General features: G+C 69.6%; 14 protein-coding genes and 1 pseudogene. 5 read left to right on the top strand and 10 right to left on the bottom strand.

Annotated elements, in window-relative coordinates; translation table 11 throughout:
• Positions 1–436: 436 nt before the first annotated feature.
• The gene (locus QM619_RS11860) at positions 437–982 is read right to left on the bottom strand and encodes an ArsR family transcriptional regulator (RefSeq protein ID WP_415108675.1); all 546 of its coding nucleotides are present in this window, start codon (positions 980–982) and stop codon (positions 437–439) included.
• Positions 983–1,184: 202 nt separating this feature from the next.
• On the opposite strand from QM619_RS11860, the gene QM619_RS11855 reads away from it, so the two are divergent.
• Positions 1,185–1,673 carry a hypothetical protein gene (locus QM619_RS11855; RefSeq protein WP_415108672.1) on the top strand — a complete coding sequence of 163 codons (489 nt, stop codon included), beginning with the start codon at positions 1,185–1,187 and terminating at the stop codon, positions 1,671–1,673.
• Between the two features lie 4 nt (positions 1,674–1,677).
• Here QM619_RS11855 and QM619_RS11850 read toward each other — a convergent pair whose 3' ends face one another.
• Together QM619_RS11850 and QM619_RS11845 are read right to left on the bottom strand one after the other, a co-directional pair.
• A complete protein-coding gene (locus QM619_RS11850) occupies positions 1,678–2,433 on the bottom strand; it encodes a LuxR C-terminal-related transcriptional regulator (RefSeq protein ID WP_415108669.1) in 756 nt (251 codons plus the stop codon).
• Between the two features lie 102 nt (positions 2,434–2,535).
• Positions 2,536–3,699, bottom strand: a complete 1,164-nt coding sequence (locus QM619_RS11845; protein ID WP_415108666.1) for a lipase family alpha/beta hydrolase — start codon at positions 3,697–3,699, stop codon at positions 2,536–2,538.
• A 615-nt stretch (positions 3,700–4,314) separates the two neighbouring features.
• Between QM619_RS11845 and QM619_RS11840 the strand changes: the two genes are divergently transcribed.
• Complete coding sequence (locus tag QM619_RS11840; RefSeq protein WP_415108663.1) at positions 4,315–5,637, top strand: DUF222 domain-containing protein; 1,323 nt, start codon at positions 4,315–4,317, stop codon at positions 5,635–5,637.
• A gap of 121 nt (positions 5,638–5,758) precedes the next feature.
• On the opposite strand, the gene QM619_RS11835 is transcribed toward QM619_RS11840, so the two are convergent.
• On the bottom strand, positions 5,759–6,013 hold the full coding sequence (locus tag QM619_RS11835; RefSeq protein ID WP_415109006.1) for a hypothetical protein: 255 nt from the start codon (positions 6,011–6,013) through the stop codon (positions 5,759–5,761).
• A gap of 250 nt (positions 6,014–6,263) precedes the next feature.
• Here QM619_RS11835 and QM619_RS11830 point away from each other — a divergent pair, with 250 nt between their 5' ends.
• Positions 6,264–6,878, top strand: coding sequence for an NUDIX hydrolase (locus QM619_RS11830; RefSeq protein WP_415108660.1), 615 nt, complete (start codon positions 6,264–6,266; stop codon positions 6,876–6,878).
• Between the two features lie 68 nt (positions 6,879–6,946).
• Here the strand turns inward: QM619_RS11830 and QM619_RS11825 are convergent, their stop codons facing one another.
• Positions 6,947–8,257 carry a glycosyltransferase family 2 protein gene (locus QM619_RS11825; protein ID WP_415108657.1) on the bottom strand — a complete coding sequence of 437 codons (1,311 nt, stop codon included), beginning with the start codon at positions 8,255–8,257 and terminating at the stop codon, positions 6,947–6,949.
• Positions 8,258–8,447: 190 nt separating this feature from the next.
• On the opposite strand from QM619_RS11825, the gene QM619_RS11820 reads away from it, so the two are divergent.
• Positions 8,448–9,011, top strand: coding sequence for an HdeD family acid-resistance protein (locus QM619_RS11820; protein WP_415108654.1), 564 nt, complete (start codon positions 8,448–8,450; stop codon positions 9,009–9,011).
• A gap of 60 nt (positions 9,012–9,071) precedes the next feature.
• Positions 9,072–10,034 carry a Gfo/Idh/MocA family protein gene (locus QM619_RS11815; RefSeq protein WP_415108651.1) on the top strand — a complete coding sequence of 321 codons (963 nt, stop codon included), beginning with the start codon at positions 9,072–9,074 and terminating at the stop codon, positions 10,032–10,034.
• A gap of 258 nt (positions 10,035–10,292) precedes the next feature.
• Here QM619_RS11815 and QM619_RS11810 read toward each other — a convergent pair.
• The 5 genes and pseudogenes from QM619_RS11810 to QM619_RS11790 form a co-directional block, all read right to left on the bottom strand.
• Positions 10,293–10,382, bottom strand: a pseudogene (locus QM619_RS11810) (hypothetical protein); the annotation flags it as partial.
• A gap of 302 nt (positions 10,383–10,684) precedes the next feature.
• Positions 10,685–14,638 (bottom strand): amino acid adenylation domain-containing protein, encoded by a 3,954-nt coding sequence (locus tag QM619_RS11805; protein ID WP_415108648.1) that lies wholly within the window; start codon positions 14,636–14,638, stop codon positions 10,685–10,687.
• Positions 14,628–15,515, bottom strand: coding sequence for an isochorismatase family protein (locus QM619_RS11800; protein ID WP_415108645.1), 888 nt, complete (start codon positions 15,513–15,515; stop codon positions 14,628–14,630). Before QM619_RS11800 ends, QM619_RS11805 begins: the two co-directional genes overlap by 11 nt.
• Positions 15,512–17,242 carry a (2,3-dihydroxybenzoyl)adenylate synthase gene (locus QM619_RS11795; RefSeq protein ID WP_415108642.1) on the bottom strand — a complete coding sequence of 577 codons (1,731 nt, stop codon included), beginning with the start codon at positions 17,240–17,242 and terminating at the stop codon, positions 15,512–15,514. The genes QM619_RS11800 and QM619_RS11795 overlap by 4 nt, the downstream gene beginning before the upstream one ends.
• A complete protein-coding gene (locus QM619_RS11790) occupies positions 17,239–18,318 on the bottom strand; it encodes an isochorismate synthase (protein ID WP_415108640.1) in 1,080 nt (359 codons plus the stop codon). Before QM619_RS11790 ends, QM619_RS11795 begins: the two co-directional genes overlap by 4 nt.
• Between the last annotated feature and the right edge of the window lie 20 nt (positions 18,319–18,338).

The following is an 18,338-nucleotide window of genomic DNA, read 5'->3' as shown; positions in this document are numbered from 1 at the left end:
GTTCCGAGTCGAGCGGAGAACTTACGAATGTTCTGCACTATCTGCTTGGCCTTCGGCAGGTCCTCGTCCAGGTCGTCCTCCACGACACGACTGGAGCTGTCGTACTGGACCTCGTGACGCTTTCGCCGCATGCGGTTGAAGGGATCGATGAGTCGCGCGGCACTCGGCCCAACCTGGGCGCGAACGGCCTGGTAGACGACGTAGTGGCTGCCGTCCCCTCCTTCGGATCGGACGACTTCAAGACTTCCGCGCTGGCCAAATGGAGTTCCGCATCGTTGAACATCGCCTCAATGTCCGCCGCGGAAACAACCACCCCCATGTCCAGCCTCCCATCGGCTACCAGGCTCGCGATCACTTCAGCCCCCACGGGCCACGAGCCCGGCACGGCCGACTCAGGTTCCATCAACTCCACCCACTTGGACCATCGGGCGTGACTTCACGGTCTGAATGAAACCAGAATCGTGATCGGCGGCCCAATCTTCGGGCCACGCAGCTGGATGCTGACCTCCCGTCCGATCCGGCGTGTAGCACGCTCCGCGGCCGCCCACAGTTCGTCTTCGTTGGCTGTGCCCACCACCAAGACATCGACGTCGCCGGGGCTGCGTCCGGGCACCCCGCTGTAGCGCTCGGCCCATGAGCCGTAGATCCAGGCAGACTCAATGCCGGCGATCCCGTCGAGTTCTTCACGAACCACGGGAATCGGGCCGTAGGTTACGGCCAGCAATTCGCCGAGCGGGCGAGTCGCCGGATTGGCGGAATTTGGACGGATCAGGCGCGCCCGACCTCGGCGAACCTCACCGATCAGGTCTGCTGCAGCGAGCCGATCGACCTCGCGCAGGACAGTTGGCTCACTCGTCCCGACCGCGCGGGCGATCTCAGCGATGCTGTATGACTCGTCCGGGTGCAGGAAGATCCACGCCAGGACGTCGCCCTGTGTGCGCGTGCGTAGCAACGGCAACAAAACTGGCACCGATTGCTTCATGAAACGAATGACGTCATCGATTTAACGAAGTATCTGCGACCACGGTGGCTCCTTCGCAGGGTCGGTGGGTGCCCCGTCCGTCCTCCTGAAGAACGACGGGCAAATCGTTCCTGGTGACGACGCGGCGAACCAGCCAAGCCGGGCACTCTCATAGCACTCGACGCCGGACATCCCGTCCGACCACGAACCAAGGGAGAATCCGATGACTCGTCTGACCAAGCGCGGCGCCGCACTCCTCGCCGCGGGTGCAGTGCTCGGCGGTGCCGTTTCCTACGCCGTCGTCGCTCCGTCCGCCGAAGCGATCCCGGCCGCGCAGGAGACCTGCAAATTCGACATCAAGAGCATCAGTGCCAGCGATGGCTGGCAGCCGCTCGGCCTGAGCGTGACCGTCAACAACGGGTCGGTGAGCCGCAAGGTGGTCACCCAGCTGTCGGCCGACATGGGCGTGGACTCGCAGGCCGAGATCCGGGTCGGCTACAAGGTGGACGACGGGCCGATCCGCGAGAAGTACTACGGGCCCGGCAACCTCGCCAACCACACCGACTTCTGGCAGACCCGCAACGCCATGGCGGTGATGTCGCTGAAGTCCGGCAAGCACACCATCACCCCGTACTGGCGGATCAGCGGCAGCGCGACCAGCAAGGGCTGGCTCGAGAACGGGTGCTTCATCGCCGAGGGCCGCACGAGCTAGTCGCTCAGCGAATCCCCGCCCGTGGTGGCAGCGGATCGTCGGCGGCCAGCAGCTGCCGGCGATACGCCGCCACCACGGCCTGTGCCCGGTCGCGCAGTCCGAGCTTTCCCAGGATCCGGCCGACATGGGTCTTCACCGTGGTCTCGGCGACCATCAGGTGCGCGGCGATCTCACCGTTGGACAGGCCGTGCGCGATCAGCCGCAGCACCTCCCGCTCCCGGCAGGTCAGCTCCGGGGCACCCGCACCATCCGGCGGGGCCACCGCGTTCTGTGCCCGAAACAGCTCCGGCAACACGTCGCCCGCCATGGTGGGGTCGAGCCAGATGCCGCCGGCAGCCACCGCCCGGACGGCCAGGGTCAGTTCGGCGGGTGCGGCGTCCTTCAACAGATAGCCGCGGACGCCGGCCAGCAACGCCGGCCACATTTCCTGCCGGTCATGGCGTCCGGCAAGCACGAGAACCTGGGACCCGGCGTCGGCGATCAGACGGACGGCCGCGATCCGATCCGGGTCGGCGAGCAGCAGGGCGTCCATCAGCACCACCTCGGGTCGCTCGTCCCGCGCACGACGGACGGTCTCGGCGAAACTGTCGGTGACACCGATGACCCGCAGACCCGGCTGCGCGTCGACGAGCATCGCCAGCCCGGTGCGCACCAGACGGTCCGGTTCGGCCAGCAGCACGCCGATCGTGCCCGTGTCGTCGGATCTGGGCGTGTGCGCCTCCTCCGGAGACGGTCGAAGGTCTAGCACGGCCGTGGACATCGTCTCCCCTCCAGTCCGGCCGCCGGCGCCTACCTGGGGGTCGATCGCGTTCCGTCAGCCAACGTCAAAGAGCACGCAGACCGGCGTCCTGATGCAGGAGGCTCACGCACTCCAGTCGGAACCCCAGACGGTCACGGTGCCGGTCACCGGCAGCAGGTCGCTGCCTGGGCGGACGCCGCGGACCGTGACGGTGTGCACTCCGGGGTCCATCGTCGGGAAGACGGCGCTGCCGGTGCCGTCCTTCGCGATGGTCGGACGCCGCTCCACCGCCGACGGACCGGACCCCAGCACGACCGCGACCGCCTCCCGCGTCACCGGGGGAAGGGTCACCTCGACCACCAGTTCGTCACCCTGCCGCAGCAGGTCGGGCAGACCCACGCCGACACCGACGCCCTCGCCCCGCAGCACGATCGGCGGGGCGTTCTTCAAGAGGCGGATGATCTCGGTGCGCACCGCCAGGTTGGCCTGCAGGCTGCCGTGTTGTTCGGGGAAGCCGTGCAGGCTGGTGGCGTCCAATGCGGTGCCCTTGGGGACGGCGCCGGCGTGCGGCACCGTTCCGTCCCCGCTCAGCTCCCATTCGCCGTAGCCATTGAGGAATTCGGGTTCGCCGTTGCGGAGCCGGAGGCTGCTCAGGGTGTCCTGCTGCCAGCCGATCAGCGGGTGCACCCGGTCACGGAAGCCGGGGTCGGCGCTCTCAGCGGCGGCGAGTTCGTCGAGGAAGGCGATGCCGGCCGCGGCCATTCCGGCGTCCAGGTCGTTGACCGGATGGTCGGCGTCCAGGAAGGCGAAATTCTCGTAGTTGCCGTCGGCGTCGATGCACGGGTACGACGGCAGCAGTTGGTGCAGTCCGGGCAGGCTGCCGGCGAAGCGACGGGTGGCATCCCGCAACCAACCCCAGTTCGGGCCGAGCCCCTGGGTGAGGACTTTGAGGGCGGTGATCGAGCCGCGGGACGGGGTGCCCAAGGTGATGATCTTGCGGACCTCGTCGCGATGGGTGGTTGCATAGCTGCGCGACACCAGGCCGCCCATCGAGTGGGCGATGAACACGATTCTGGCGTCGGCGTTGGCCGGGCTGCTGGCCCGCCAACGCTCCAGGGCACGATCGATCAGCGGTGTCTGGGCGGCGACAATGCTGCGAACGGAGGTGCGCCAGTCGTACGGCAGCGGCAGCAGGTTTGCACTTCTCTTCGGTGAAATCCTGGTCGCGGAGATCGCGCAACAACTCGGTGTAGCCGCGGATCGGCGTCCAGATGCCGGGGATGACATGGACGTCCTCGACCAGGTGCGGCGCGTAGACGCCGTCGTCCGGGGTGTTGTCGCCAATTCCGGACGGCAAGGTGAGGCCGGTGATCGACCCGCCCCAGGTCTTCAACGCATTGACGATGCCGCCGAGACTTGGATCCCACAGCGGTTTGTTGTCCCGATGCAACGCCGAACCACCTATGCCGGGTACGACGACGACCAGATCATTCATCCGCGTTCTCCTTCGGTGCGGGTTCCGCGAGAATACCGGCGATCACTGCCACCCGAGCGTCGACAGCAGCAAGAGTGGCGGCTTCGAGAATCCAGGCTTGGACGCGGCCCGGCGCGTGCTGCCGGGCGCCCACCATCGGCGGGGGGCACCTGGCAGAGGACACGGCTGCCTGGCCGCCTCGCGTCAGCCAGCCAAGACGCCGGCCCGGAAAGTGTCTGAGCCGGTGTCTAGCGTGTCGTTCATGAGTAGCAGGACGTCGTTGACCAGCCGGGTTGGCCTGTTCCGGTGCGTGTCCGTGGCTGCGTGTAGCGACAGCGTCTTCGCCGAAAATAGGGCATCGACTAGCTGTTTTGTTGGTCGTAGGGCTGTTGCGGCTTTTGTCGGTGGCGGCGTTTAGGGTTCTGGGTATGAGCAGTCGAGCGGGTGTGAGCACGGTGGATTTCGCTGCCGCGGTCTCTGGTTTGCTCGATGCTGTCGCCACCGATGTGACGCTGCTGACTGACCGGAAGCAGCTCGACCTGGTCGCTGAGTTGCTCACGGTGCAGTCCCGGTTGTCGGGTGTGGTGCATGCGGTGCTCAGCGCGGTGGATCGGGCCGGGGCGGCGATGTCGGCGCATGGGGTTCCGACCGTGTCGTGGTTGGCTTCCGAGTTGCGCTATACCCGGACGCAGGCCTCCGCGATGGTGCATCAGGCGAACGATCTGTACCGGTTCGCTCAGATCGGGGACGCCCTGCGGGAGGGTCGGATCAATGACCGGCAAGCCACCGCCGTCACCCACGTGTTACGGAAACTCCCTGCTGATCTCGGAACGCAAGCTGAGAGTGAAGCACAAGCCACGATGGTGGGGTTCTGTGACACCTTCGACAGCCACCACCTGGCCGGGTTGTCCCGGCATCTGCTGGAAGTGACCGCCCCCGAGGTCGCCGAAGAAGCCGAAGCGGAACGGATCGCGCGCGACCTGCGTGACGCCCAGCGGGATCGGCACCTAACCTTCGCTGACAACGGTCACGGCTCCACCCTGATCAAAGGCTCCCTGCCGGCGGCAGACGCTGCCTTGTTGAAGGCACAGATTGATGCGTTGGCGCACCAAATGCACCGCACCACCCTGGAACTCCACGATTCGGGAGTCGAACAGCCGTCCTGGCCGCAGCGCCGGGCGGACGCCCTGGTCGAGCTGGCCCGCCGCATCGCGATCCACCAAGTCGCCCCCAAACACGGCGGCGACCGCCCCCACGTCGTGGTCACCATCACCTACAACGACCTGCTGGGTAACTGCCACGGTGCAGGTCTCGCCGACAGCACCGGGTTGACCCCAGGACAGCTACGGCAGTTCGCGTGTGATGCCGACATCCTCCCCATCGTGCTGGGCGGCCCCTCCGAAGTCCTCGACGTGGGCCGCACACAACGCCTGGTCACCCCCGAGATCCGCCACGCGTTGCATGTCCGCGATCACGGATGCGTCTTCCCGGGCTGCAACCGTCCCGCTACGGACTGCGACGCCCACCACATTGTGCCGTGGCGCCACAAAGGCCCCACTTCGCTGGCGAACCTGTGTCTGTTGTGCAAGCACCACCACAACCTGCTCGAACCCAACCCCACACGAGCGCCCGAACTGCAATGGCAGATCCGGATCGCCACTGACGGCGTACCGGAAATCATCCCACCCTGCTACGTCGACAAACACCGACGACCCCGACGCCACCAACGCTTCCGAGAACCCTCCGGATAACACCGGGGTTTCCGGAATGCTCGTGGCCGTCACCGACAGTGCATGGAAGAGGGCTGCCCGCAACCATGCGGACCGGTTGATCAGCGCGTTGGCCGCTGATTGAGCCTGTCGAAGGCCCTTGTCAGCAACGCGTGGTTTCCGAGGTCCCGACACACTCGACCAACGAAAGTCGGCCCCTCCCCACGGGAGGTACTGATCGACACGTCCACCGCTGGTTGAGCCTGTCGAAACCTCCGTGCCGCCAGCACGTGGTCCAAGCCGGCAACGATTCGGGATAGAACACCGTTGCCGCGCCCACCGGAAGGGTGAAGGTCTGCACCCGGTCGGGATGCTTGTGCAGCAGATGACCCAGCGCCGGGGCGTCCGGGCCGGTCATCGTCAGGGTCAGCGGCACTCCGCCATTGTGTCAGCGGCGCCCGGACGACCCGCCGCCACCCCAAGCCCGCTTCGACATTGCCTGTCTTCGCGCACATCGCCTGTGGTCAAACGCAGGCAATGTGCCTTACCGCAGGCGATCACGCGATCCGGAGTGATGCATCGCGTCGCCTGACAAGGCTGACGAGCACCGTTATAGTCAGGCAGACCAATGAACTGCTGATGAAGCACCGGCAACACGAAGGCGACCAATGACGAACGTCGGATCCCTGGTCTCGGTGGACGTCATCACGCTGCGGTACAACGCGGACCTGCGGCGGGTCGAATTGGCCACCAAGCCGCGCACCACCAAGCCCTATCGCGGCGTCCCGGCGCTGCCCGGCGTCCTGCTGCGCGAGGGCGAACGGCTGGCCGCCGCCGCCCACCGGGCCGTCATCTCCAAGGTCGGTTTCGACGTCTCCGCGCTCGGCCAGCTCACCGTCTTCGACCAGCCGAACCGCGATCCGCGTGGCTATTCGCTGTCGGTGGCGATGTGGGCGGTGGGCGACGGCGAGGCCGACTGGTACGGCTTCGACGACGTCCCCAACCTGGCCTTCGACCACAACGTGATGCTGTTCGAGTGCCGTCCGTTGCTGGTCGACATGCTGTGGCGCGATCTGGAGTTCACCCAGGCGCTCACCGGCCCCGAGTTCCCGGTGTCGGCGGCCGTCGGCATCACCCACACGCTCAGCGGCATCGCCCCCGATCGCGGCAACCTGAACCGCCGGTTGGCTTCGCTGCGCGGGCTCGCTGTCAGCAATAAGCGCATGGTGCTGGGCCGGGGACGTCCCGGCACCGTCTGGGAATGGAAGCAGTCGGCCGCCTGAGGATCGGCCGGGGTCCCGGATCAAGTCCGGGATGACGGGATCCGGGATGACGAGACGGGATGACGGCGTCAGGACGCGTCCGCGCCCGGCTCCCGGCCCTCCGGACGCCGCAGCGGCAGCCGTCCGGTGTGGTGCTCGGCCTCGATCTCGGACAGGCTGAGCCGCACCGTGTGCGGAATGTCGTGCCAGGTGGAGTCGCGGTAGAACAGGGCGACCAGCATCAGCACCCACCAGATGCCGAGATGAATCGGGAACAGCACGATCGTCTTCCACATGCCCGGCCATCGGGCGTCCTCGAGAATGACGGTGATCCAGCCGAAGATCAGGGTGAAGAGGTAGGCGAACAGCCCGAACGCGGCGGCGGCCATGACCATCGTCGCCCAGTTGCCGGTCCGGAACGCTGTCATCACACTGAACACCATGCTCGACCAGCCGGCGATCGCGGAGACCAGCAGCCCGACGCTGTAGATCAGGCCGTCGATGGCCCGGCGGTCGCCGGAGCGCACCCGGCACCACAGTCGTGGGGTACAGATCGGCACGATCTGGACGCCGCCCAGCGCCCACCGGTAGCGCTGCACGATCGACGTCCACAAGCCCTGCGGTTGCTCGTCGAAGAACACCGCACGGGGCTCCAAGACGGCCCGATGTCCTTCGGCGATCCCGTTCAGGGTGAACTCGATGTCTTCGCATTGGGTGCGGGTCTGCCAGCCCTTGCCGTCGAGCACCGATAGCAGGAAGCCGAAGCCGGTGCCGCTCACCGAGAACAGCGACCAGCCGAACCGGTTCCGCGGCAGGTGGAAGAACCGGGTCTGCAGCAGCCAATACAGCGTGCTGCAGCCGGCCACCCACGAGGACGACGGATTCTTGCCGGTGCGGTAGCCGACCACGATGGTCTCGCCGGCGTCGAACCGGGTGTTGAGCGCTTCCAGGAAGCCAACCTCGACCACATTGTCGGCGTCGAAGACCACGCAGGCGTCGTAGCGGCCGGCATGGTCGACCAGGAACCGCTCGAAGAACCAAGACATCGCGAAGCCCTTGCCCTTGCGTTGCAGGTCGGTGCGCTCGTAGACGAACGCCCCGGCCTTCCGGCAGATGTCGGCGGTGTCGTCGGTGCAATTGTCCGCGACCACGAAGACGTCGTACAGCTCGCGCGGATAGTCCTGGTTCTCCAGGGTGAGCAGCAGCTGGTCGATCACGGCGGACTCGTTCTTGGCACACACCAGGATCGCGAACCGGTGCCGCTTCTCGCCCGGCTTCGGTTGCGGCAGCTTCAACTCGCCGAACGCGTTGAGGCCGACCAGGACGTGATAGAGACCGTAGATGGCGCCGATCACCATGATCGCCTGGAGAATCCAGCCGATCACATCGAGCACGGGCACCGTCGCGGCTCCTGTCATGGGAATCACCGGTGGGCCCGGCGTTGAAGGGCCAGTCTAGGGGTCTGCTTCCTCACCCGCTCGAACCCGCACCGGTGCGCGTCCGCCAGCGGCCGTCAGTGCCACGTGAAAGACTGAAGACACCACGCGGCGCACCCATCGCCGGGTGGTTCGCCCCTGAAAAGGACTCATCATGATCGACCTGATGAAACGGTCATCGACCTACCTGTTCGTCTCCGGAACCGTGGCGCTGCTGTTCGGCCTGGTCGCCGCGCTCTTCCCGATCGCCACCGCGATCACCCTGGTCGTGCTGTGGGGCTGCTACGCGCTGCTGGACGGCGTCATCGCGGCCGTCATGGCCTTCCGTCCACGTCCCGATCAATCCCGCGGCTTCCTGATCTTCACTGCCGTCCTCGGCATAGTGGCCGGCCTGATCGCGGCCTTTTCGCCGCTGACCGTCGGCTTCGCGCTGGCCTGGGTGCTCGGTGTCTGGCTGATGGTGCGCGGCGTTATCGAGATCGTGTCGGCGTTCAGCCAGCCGCAGTCCATGCCGCGTTGGCTGCTGGTGCTGGGCGGCGTGTTCTGGCTTGTCGCCGGCTGGATGATCATCGGATCGCCCGAGGTTGCCGCCCTGGCGATCGCGCTCTGGCTGGGTGTGCTGGCCATCGTCTGGGGCATCGTGCTGCTCGCCGCCGGCGTCCTGGTGCGACGTCATCTCAAGCGGGTCGAACCGATCCGCGGCGAGGTCGTCGACTGAGCCAATCCAGTGAGCCAGCAGCGTTCGCTCACTGGGAAATCTGACTGGGAAAGGGACGACGTGCTGCGTTTCGGGATCATCGGCACCAACTTCATCAGCGAATGGTTCACCGCGGCCTGCCGGGCCACCAGTGGCCGGGCCGAGGCGTCCGCGGTCTACTCCCGCGATCTCGGACGCGGCCGAGCCTTCGCGGACGCCCAGGGCATCGGGTCGGCGTTCGACGATCTGGACGCCCTGATCGACGCGGTGGACGCGGTCTACATCGCCAGCCCGAACGCCGCCCACCATCCGCAGGCGATGCGGGCGATCGCCGCCGGCCGGCATGTGCTGGTCGAGAAGGTGATCGGCACCTCCAGCGCACAGGTGGAAGAGATCTTCGCCACCGCCCGGGCCCACCGGGTGATCGCGATGGAAGCCGTTCGCAACGTGCACACGCCGGCGCACGAACTGGTCCGCGACACCCTGCCCCGGCTCGGGACGCCGCGACATGCCCGGTTCGAGAAGCTGCAGTACTCGTCGCGCTACGACCGGTTCCGGGCCGGCGAACAGTTGAACGCCTTCGACCCGTCGCTGGGCAACTCGGCGCTGGCCGACATCGGAGTGTACGGGTTGCAGCCGGCGCTGGACCTGTTCGGCCTACCGCAAGGGACGTCCGGGGCGTCGGTTTGGCTGGCGAACGGCTTCGAGGGCGGCGGCAGTCTGCAGCTCGACTACGGCACGCTGGTGGTCGACGTGGTCTATTCCAAGATCGCCGCCGGGCTCGGCCCGAGCGTCATCTACGGCGAGGACGCCGCACTGACCATGGACGATCCCGGCGAACTCTCCCGTGTGGTGGTGCACGAGCGCGGCGGCGCCACCACCGTGCTGCTGGACGGCCCGCCGGTCGTCCCGGCCGGCACCATGAGATACGAACTGCTCGACTTCGTCGACCAGACCGAGACCGGCGCAATCGATCCGCGCTGGGCTGAACTCAGCCTGGCCAGCCGCCGGATCATGGACCAGCAGCTGGCCAGGCTCTCGTAGCTCAGCGTTCGACGAAGACCGCCACCGTTCGTCCGAGGCGACTGCCAGGCAGCCCAGGGCAGGGGACGGGACGCCGTCGCCAGCCGGCGCCAACCAGTCGGTCAGCACGAATTCCCCGACCCGGTCGGCCGGTCCGGACGCCCTCGATCCGTCCACGTAGCGCAGTACGTCGAGGCGTCCCGGATCGTCACCGATCCCGGCCTTGACCAGTGCCTCCTTGCGCACCCACAACCGGGTGAACGCCGGCAGCGGCTCCGGTTGGCCGTCGAGCCAGTCACGTTCGCGTGCCGTGACCGCGGTGGCCGGGATCGAGGTGGCGACGGTCTGGACGTCGATGCCGCACCGCACCGTGGCCGCGACGGCCGCCACATAGCCGCGGGTATGACTCAGGCTGACCCGCACCGCGGGTTCCCCGGCGATCGACGGACGCCCGTGCCCGGCCTGCCCGCAGCGCGGACAGTGCTGCTCGATCTGGACGCGGCCAGCGGCGATGCCGAGCAGCGCGCCGGCGCACTCCCGGAGGAGCAGATGGGCGGCCCGGTAGGCGGTGCGGTCCGCCTCGAACCGCAGCCGTTCCCAGCGAGCCCACTCGGTTTCGCTCAGCTCCGCCTCGACCCGGACGTCGCCGACCGCGGCGAACCGGGCGACGATCACGCCGCCTCGATCGCCTCGGTGAGCAGCGCGGCGACCCGGCTGCTCATCGGCCGGCGGACCAGCTCGGCATGGGTGGCGGGCAGTTCGACGATGCGCAGGCGTCCATCGGTGTGCGTGCGCCAGCCGGTGGCGTCCAGGTGGGTCTCGGGACGCGGCGCCCCGGCGACCACGACGGTGAGATCGCCGTCCAGGGCCGCAGGCGGAGGCGTCCGGACCAGCCGGGCCGCCTCGATCACGCTGGCGATGCAGCCATCGACCAGCACCCACGGCAACGCGGCCAGCGCACTGCCCGACTCGCACAGCAGCCCGGCCACCCGCTCTCGGGTCAGCGGTTCGTCGTCCGGGGCGTCCAGGCCGGCCAGCCGGAGAATGCCGACCAGCGCCTCGGCCTCGGTCGGCTCCGGCAGGTGATGCCATTGCTCGGCCGGGTAGGCGTCCAGCAAGGTGACGCTGCCGACCTGTTGCCCCTCGGCCACCGCCAGAGCGGCCACCGCATGCGCCGCCATGCCGCCCAGCGACCATCCGGCCAGGTGGAACGGGCCGTCGCCGACCACGGTGCGGATCGCGGTCAGCTGGCGCCGGGCCAGCGCGGTCAGATCGGCGACCGGCTCGGGGGTGCCGCGTCCGGTGCCGGGAGCCTGAATGGTGTGCACGCCCAGGTCGGACGGCAGATCGGCCAGCAGACTGGTGTAGCACCAGCCCAGCCCGCCTGCCGGCGGCAGCAGGAACAGCGGCGGCCGGTCGCCGCCGGGCCGCAAGGTGAGCACCTCGGCGAAGTCGTCAGAACGGTCTCCGTTGCCGGCGATCAGTTCGGCCAGAGCGGCGGCGGTGGGATGAGCGAAGGCGTCGGCCAGACCCAACTCGACGCCCAGGTCGTCGGCCAGCCGGGCCAGCAGCCGCAGCACCGACAGCGAGTCGCCGCCCAGGTCGAAGAAGTCGGCATCGACGCCGACCGCGTCCAGCGCGAGCACCTCGGCCATCACCCCGGCCACCCGCTGCTCCCGCAGGTCGCGCGGCACCTCGCCGATCGGTCCGGACGCCGCCCGCACCGGTTGCTGGGCGGCCAGTTGGGCCAGCGTGCGCCGGTCGGTCTTGCCGCTGGGGGTCAGCGGGATCGCGTCGACGGCGATCCAGCGAGTGGGAACGAAGGCGAGCGGGAGGGCCTGGACCGCTGCCGCGCGGAGGGACTCGCGCACCTCGTTTGCCGTGTCGGGGGAGGCGACGAACCAAACGGCCAGGGCGGCTTCCGGGGATCCCGGCGTGCGCCGGGATGACGAGGTGGCGGCGGACGAAGAGGTAGCGGCGGACGAAGAGGTAGCGGACTCGATGACACCGACGGCGACCTCGACGCCCTGTCTGGCGAGTGCCGCCTCGATCTCGCCGAGCTCGATCCGCTGGCCGCGGATCTTCACCTGATCGTCGGTGCGGCCCAGGTAGCGCAGAGCGCCATCGGGACGCCACGCGGCCAGGTCGCCGGTGCGATACAGCCGTCCCCACGCGCTGTCGACGAAGCGCTCGGCGGTCAGGTCGGGGCGTCCCCGGTAGCCGTACGCCAGTTGGACGCCGCCCAGCCACAGTTCGCCGGTGACGCCGACCCCGGCCGGCTGCAGGGCGGCGTCCAGCACGAAACAGGTGGTGTTCCAGATCGGACGGCCGATCGGCACGCTGTGCCCATCGGCGGAATCCGCGGCAGTGCAGTCCCAGACGGTGACGTCGACGGCGGCCTCGGTCGGGCCGTACAGGTTGGTGGGCCCCACCCCGAACCAGGTCAGGCTGCCGGCGACCAGGTCGGGGGTGAGCGCCTCGCCGCTGGCCACCAGATGCCGGACGCTCGCCTTGGCGACGCGCTCCCGGGCCGGTCGGTCGCCAAGGAAGGCGCGCAGCATCGACGGCACGAAGTGCAGCACCGCCACCCGTTCGGCGACGATCAACTCGGCCAGGGCGCGCGGGTCGCGGTGCACGCCGGGTGGCGCGATCACCACGCAACCGCCGGCCTGCAGCGGCCAGTACAGCTCCCAGATCGACACGTCGAACGAGATCGGGGTCTTGTGCAGCACCCGCTCGCCGGACGCGAGCCGCAGATGGTGCTGCATCCAGGCCAGCCGGTTGTCGATGGCCCGGTGGCCGATCACCACGCCCTTGGGGCGTCCGGTGGAACCCGAGGTGAACAGCAGATACGCAGGCGCGTCGACGTCACCCGGCACGTCGCCGGCATACGCCTCGCCGCCGGCCAAGGCGTCCGGATCGTCGACCACGCAGGCCACCCGGGCGTCGGTCAGCATCGCCTCGACCCGGGCGTCCGGCAGTTCGGCGTCGATCGGGCAGTAGACGGCGCCCAGCAGGGCGATCGCGTGGATGGTCTCGTACAGCCCGAAGCCTCGCGGCAGCCGGACGCCGACCACGTCACCGGCCCGGACGCCGGCGCGGACCAGTCCGCCGGCGATCAGCCGGGCTCGTCTCAGCAGGTCGGCGTAGCTGCGGGTCTCACCCTCGAACACGAGCGCGGGCGCCTCGGGGGTGCGGGACGCCTGGTCGACGAAACGCTGCCCCAGGGTGGCCGGCTCCCACTCCCGATCGGTGGCGTTGAATCCCGCGGTGACCAGGGCATATTCGTCCTCCGGCAGCAGCGGCAGCCGGGCCACGTCGGCGTCCGGTTCGGCGTTCGACCAGACCGCCAGCCAGTGCAACAACCGGGCCAGATGCCGATCCAGCTCGGCCTCGTCGTACAGCCCGGGGTGGGCGTCCAGTTCCAGCCGCACCCGCCGGGTCTGGCCCGGGCGTCCGCGGCCGGGCGTGCCGCGCAAGGTCAGGGTGAGGTCTTCCACCGGTCCGGCGGTGAGGTTGCGGACGGTGCCGGCCACCCCGCCCATGGTCAGCTCCAGTTCGAGCGGCAGCACGTTGAGCTGCATGCCGAACAGCTCCGGTCCGCCGCGGCGGGCCAGCCGCCGGCTCAGCCATTCCTGGCGTTCGAACGGATGCCGGCGCAACGCCACCTGCTCGTCGCGGGTGGCTTCCAGCGCGGTGGCGACGGTGCCGGTGGCGGGAATCGCCGCGGGCAGCACGTTCATCGCGGTGCAGACGGTGCGGGCCGCGATCAGCTGCCCGACGCCGGGCAGCGAGCGGTTCATCAGCGGCAGCCCGATGCGTCCGGACGCCGTGCCGAGCAGCCTTCCGACATACGATCCGGCGGCCGTGGTGACCAGGTCGGCCCAGGTGACGCCGAGCCGGCGGGCCCCCTCGACCAGCGCGGTCTGGGTGGCGGCGTCCACCTCGACGGTGCGGCGGATAGCCCGCGGCGCTGGTTGCGCGACCCTTCCGATCAGGGACGCCGGGTCGGTCATGGTGGCCAGCCGGGCGTCCCAGAACGCCTCGGATTCCTCGGCCCGGTGATCCTCCGCGACCAGGTCAACCAACGGAACCGGTGCCGCGGACTCAGCGCCGTCGTACAGCGCGGCGATCCGGCGCAACAGTTGCTGGGCGCCGTAGCCGTCCAGGGCGACATGGTGGGCGGCGTGCCACCACCAGGTGCTGCCGTCGGCGAGCCGGATCAGTCCAGTGCGGGTCGGTTCGCCGGCCAGCAGGTCGAGCGGCCGGGCCAGCTCGGCGACGATCAGTGCCGTGGCCGCCGCGGCATCGGCGACGGTGGCCACCGGCAGTTCGACCGGTCGAGGGGCCTGCACCCGCTGGCGCGGCCCGTCCGAACGCACCGAGAACTCCACCCGCAGCTGTTCGAACTCGGCGTAGCCGGCGGCGATCGCCGACTCCAGGGCGGCGGCGTCCACGTCGCCGGCGAACTCGATCACCTCGGCGGTGGTGTAGGCGGGATTGTCCGGGTCGAGCTGGTGGGCGAAGAACAGGCCCTGCTGCGCCGCGGTCAGCGGCAGCCACTCGGTGTCGATGGTCTGAGGGTCTCGACAAGCTCGACCAACGGTCGATTCACTAGGCGGCAAGGGAATCAGCCTGCCGCCGCAGCCAGTTCAGGGTCGGGCTCTGGGTGAAGGCGCCGAAGTCGACGTCGAGGCCGTCGTCGGCGAGCGCGTCCAGGAAGTCGAAGGCGCGCAGCGAGTCGAGACCGAGCGCGAACAGGTCCGATTCCGGGTCGGCGAAGAAGGCGTCCAGCGCCTCCGGCCTGAGCAGCCCGGTCAGCGCGGCCTGGATCCGCCCGTCCCAGCCACCGGCACCGGACGTCGACGCCGCCTCCAACGTGGCGATCAGGTCGTCGGCGCGAACCACCACCCCGCAACAGGAGGCGATCAACTCCAGCGCCCCGCGGTGCCGGTCGGCGTCCAAGTCGGCGACGGCGTCTGCCACCACGAACGGCCGGATCTCGCGCTGGAAGGCGTCCAGCGCAGTCGCCGTGATGCCGATGTGGGCGTAGACACCGACCAGGATCAGCTGGTCGCGGCCGTCAGCGACCAGCCGGTCGGCCAGATCGGTGCGGGCGAACGCGCTGTAGCGATGCTTCGCCACCACCTCTTCGCCGTCGACCGGCGCCACCTCGGCGACGATCGCGGTGTGTTCCGGGACGCCGCGCATACCCGGTCCCCACAGTTCGCCCTGCAGGCCGCGCTCGGTAGCGTCCTGATCGCCCTGCTGCGCGGTGTAGAACACCCGGACGCCGGCGGCGCGAGCCGCCCGCAGCACCCGTTGGGTGGCGGCGATGGCGCCGGCCAGCGCCGGGCAGCCGTCGGCGTAGGCGGTGACGAAGTAGTTCTGCAGGTCGTGCACCAGCACGGCCGCGCGGGAGGCATCCGGCGTCCAGCCGGCCCGGCTCACCGGAAGATCGTTGACGAGGGCCTCGTAGTCGATGCCGGCGGGCAGGGTCATCGGTGCTCCTTGGGTTGGGCCGATCGGGGGTCCAGGGTGCTGGCGAGCAGCCGGCGCAGTTCCCGGCGGCTGTTCTTGCCGACGTGGGTGGCGGGCAGTTCGTCGAGGAAGACGACCTCGTCGGGCACCTTGTAGGTGGCCAGTCCGACGCCGCGCAGGTGGCCGATCAGGTCGGGCTGCGGGGTGCCGGGCTCGGTGCGGGCGACCAGCACCACCCGCTCGCCCAGGTAGGCGTCCGGGACGCCGATGGCGACCGCATCCAGCACCGCCGGATGGGTCAGCGCGAAGCCCTCCAGTTCTTCGGTGGAGACCTTCTCGCCGCCCCGGTTGATCAGGTCGGAGTCGCGTCCGGTGACGATCAGGTGCCCGCTGGGCAGTCGCCGGACCAGGTCGCCGGTGCGGTAGTACCCATCGGCGGTGAACGAGTCGATATCGGCCTGCGGCGAGCGGTAATAGCCGCGAATCGTGTACGGGCCGCGGACCAGCAGCCGGCCCTCGGTGCCCTCGGGGACGTCGTGGTCGTCGGCGTCCACGATCCGCAGCTCGTCGTCTGGGCTGATCGGGGTGCCCTGGGTGGTGTGTACCAGTTCGTCGGGGTCGTCGGCGCGGGTGTAGTTGACCAGCCCCTCGGCCATCCCGAAGACCTGCTGCAGCCGAGCACCCAACACCTCGCGGATCGCCGGCGCCACCGTGTCGGAGAGCCGGGCGCCGCCGACCTGGACGACCCGCAGCGTGGAGAGATCCGGACGCCGGCGGGTGGCCGCAGAGATCCAGGCCTGCGCCAGCGGGGGCACCAGCGCAGCGTCGGTGACGCCATGCTCGGCGATCAGCCGGAACGCGGTCCGCGGGCTCGGGTCGCGGGCCAGGACGACAGCGCCGCCGGTGTGCAGCACGCCGAGGATGCCCGGCGAGCTCATCGGGAAGTTGTGTGCCGCGGGCAGCACGATCAGCGCCCGCGTGCTGGCGTCCAGACCGCAGATCTCGGCGCTGGCCCGCACCGAATACAGATAGTCGGCGGCCGTCCGCGGGATCAGCTTGGCCACCCCGGTGGTCCCCCCGGAGAGCTGCAGGAAGGCGACCTGTTCGGCGTCCGGGCCCTTCTCGTCATCGCGTCGTCGGACGCCTGCATCGTCCCGGCCCGCCCCGTCATCGCGGCCCATTTCGTCATCCCGGCGAACGCCGGGATCTCCGTCGGCAGCATCGGACGCCCACGTCCCCACATCGATCAGCACCGGCGGGACGACGCCGCGGTCGGCGGCTTGTGCGGCGACGGTGTCGTAGAGCGCCCGGTGGTCGACCCGGTCGGCGCCGACGGCCATCACCAGCGCGGCCGCGTCGGCCAGCACACAGAACTGGGTGAGCTCCAGCTCGCGATGGGTGGGCAGCGCGAACACCGGGAGCGCGCCGAGCCGGAACAGGCCGAGCACCACTTCGAGGTACTCGGTGATGTTCGGCAGCGCCACCACCACCCGGTCGCCGGGTTCCACCCCGGACGCCGCCAGCCGCGCAGCCGCCGTCCGGGCCCGGTCGCCGAGCTCGGCATAGCTCCACTGCTGGGGGACGCCGGCGGCGTTCTGCCCGACCACCGCGAGATTGCCGGCGAACCGGGTCGTCCGGTCCTCGATGAACGCGGCGAAGGTCTCGTCCGTCCAGTAGCCCGCGGCCCGGTAACGGGCCCGGACGTCCGGCGGCCAGCTCCGGACGTCGGCCAGGGGTGATCGGCTCACAATCCCACCGCCTTCAGCATCGTGGTCAGTTTCGCACCGGTCTCGCGGAGTTCGGCCTCGGGGTCGGAGCCGGCGACGATCCCCGCCCCGGCATGCAGCCGCAACCGGTCGCCGTCCAGGACGCCGGCCCGGATGGCGACGGCGAACTCTCCGTCGCCGGTGCCGTCCACCCAGCCGACCACGCCGGTCAGCGGGCCGCGGTCCTCCTCCAGTTCGGCGATCGCCTGCAGCGCGGACGCCGTCGGCGCCCCGCCGATGGCTGGGGTCGGGTGCAGCAACTGGGCCAGGTGCAGAGCGCTCGGGGACACTTCGTTGGCGGTCAGAGTGCCGCCGATCCGGGTGCCCAGGTGATGCAGGGTGTCGGTGGAGACCACTCGCTGCTCGTCGGCGACCACCCCGTCGCAGACCTCGCCGAGGGCGGCCACGATGGCCTCGACCACGAAGGCGTGCTCGCGCCTGTCCTTGGCCGACTCCAGCAGGGCGTCGGCCCGGCTCCGGTCCTGGTCAGGATCGGACGACCGCGGTGCCGAACCGGCCAGCGGCAGGCTGCGGACGACACGGCCGCGCCGGCTGACCAGCAATTCGGGACTGGCACCGAGCAGCACCGGCCCGCCCGGCTCGGCGGACAGCGGCACCCGGAAGACGTAGCGTCCCGGACGCTGCGCCAGCAGCCGGGCGACCACCGCGTCGGCGTCCAGCGGCGGATCGCTGCGCACCTCGAGACTGCGTCCCAGCACCACCTTCTGCAGCCGTCCGGCCGCGATCCAGTCCAGTGCCGTCCGGACCCGGTCGGCGTACTGGGTGCGGCTCGGCAGCTCGCTGACCTGGTGGTCGGCAGCCCGCAATCGCGGCGCCACCAGCACCGATGCCGGCGTGGCGACGACCGCGACCCGGTGGCCGATGCCGTCGTCGTCCGGGCGGAACGGCAGCACGATCAGGGCCCGCTCGCCGGGACGCAGCGACGCCACCACCCGGTCGGCCCACTGCGGGCCATGGCCCTGCGATGTCTCCAAGACAGTGCCCGCGATGGTTGCGTCGGTGGCGAACAGCGGCGAAGCCGGTCGCACCGCGGGCATCGGCCCGCGTTCCACGAGTT

It is taken from the genome of Micropruina sp. (assembly GCF_047606665.1).
Taxonomy (GTDB): Bacteria; Actinomycetota; Actinomycetes; order Propionibacteriales; family Propionibacteriaceae; genus Micropruina.
This window is presented reverse-complemented; position numbering and strand designations above follow the sequence as displayed.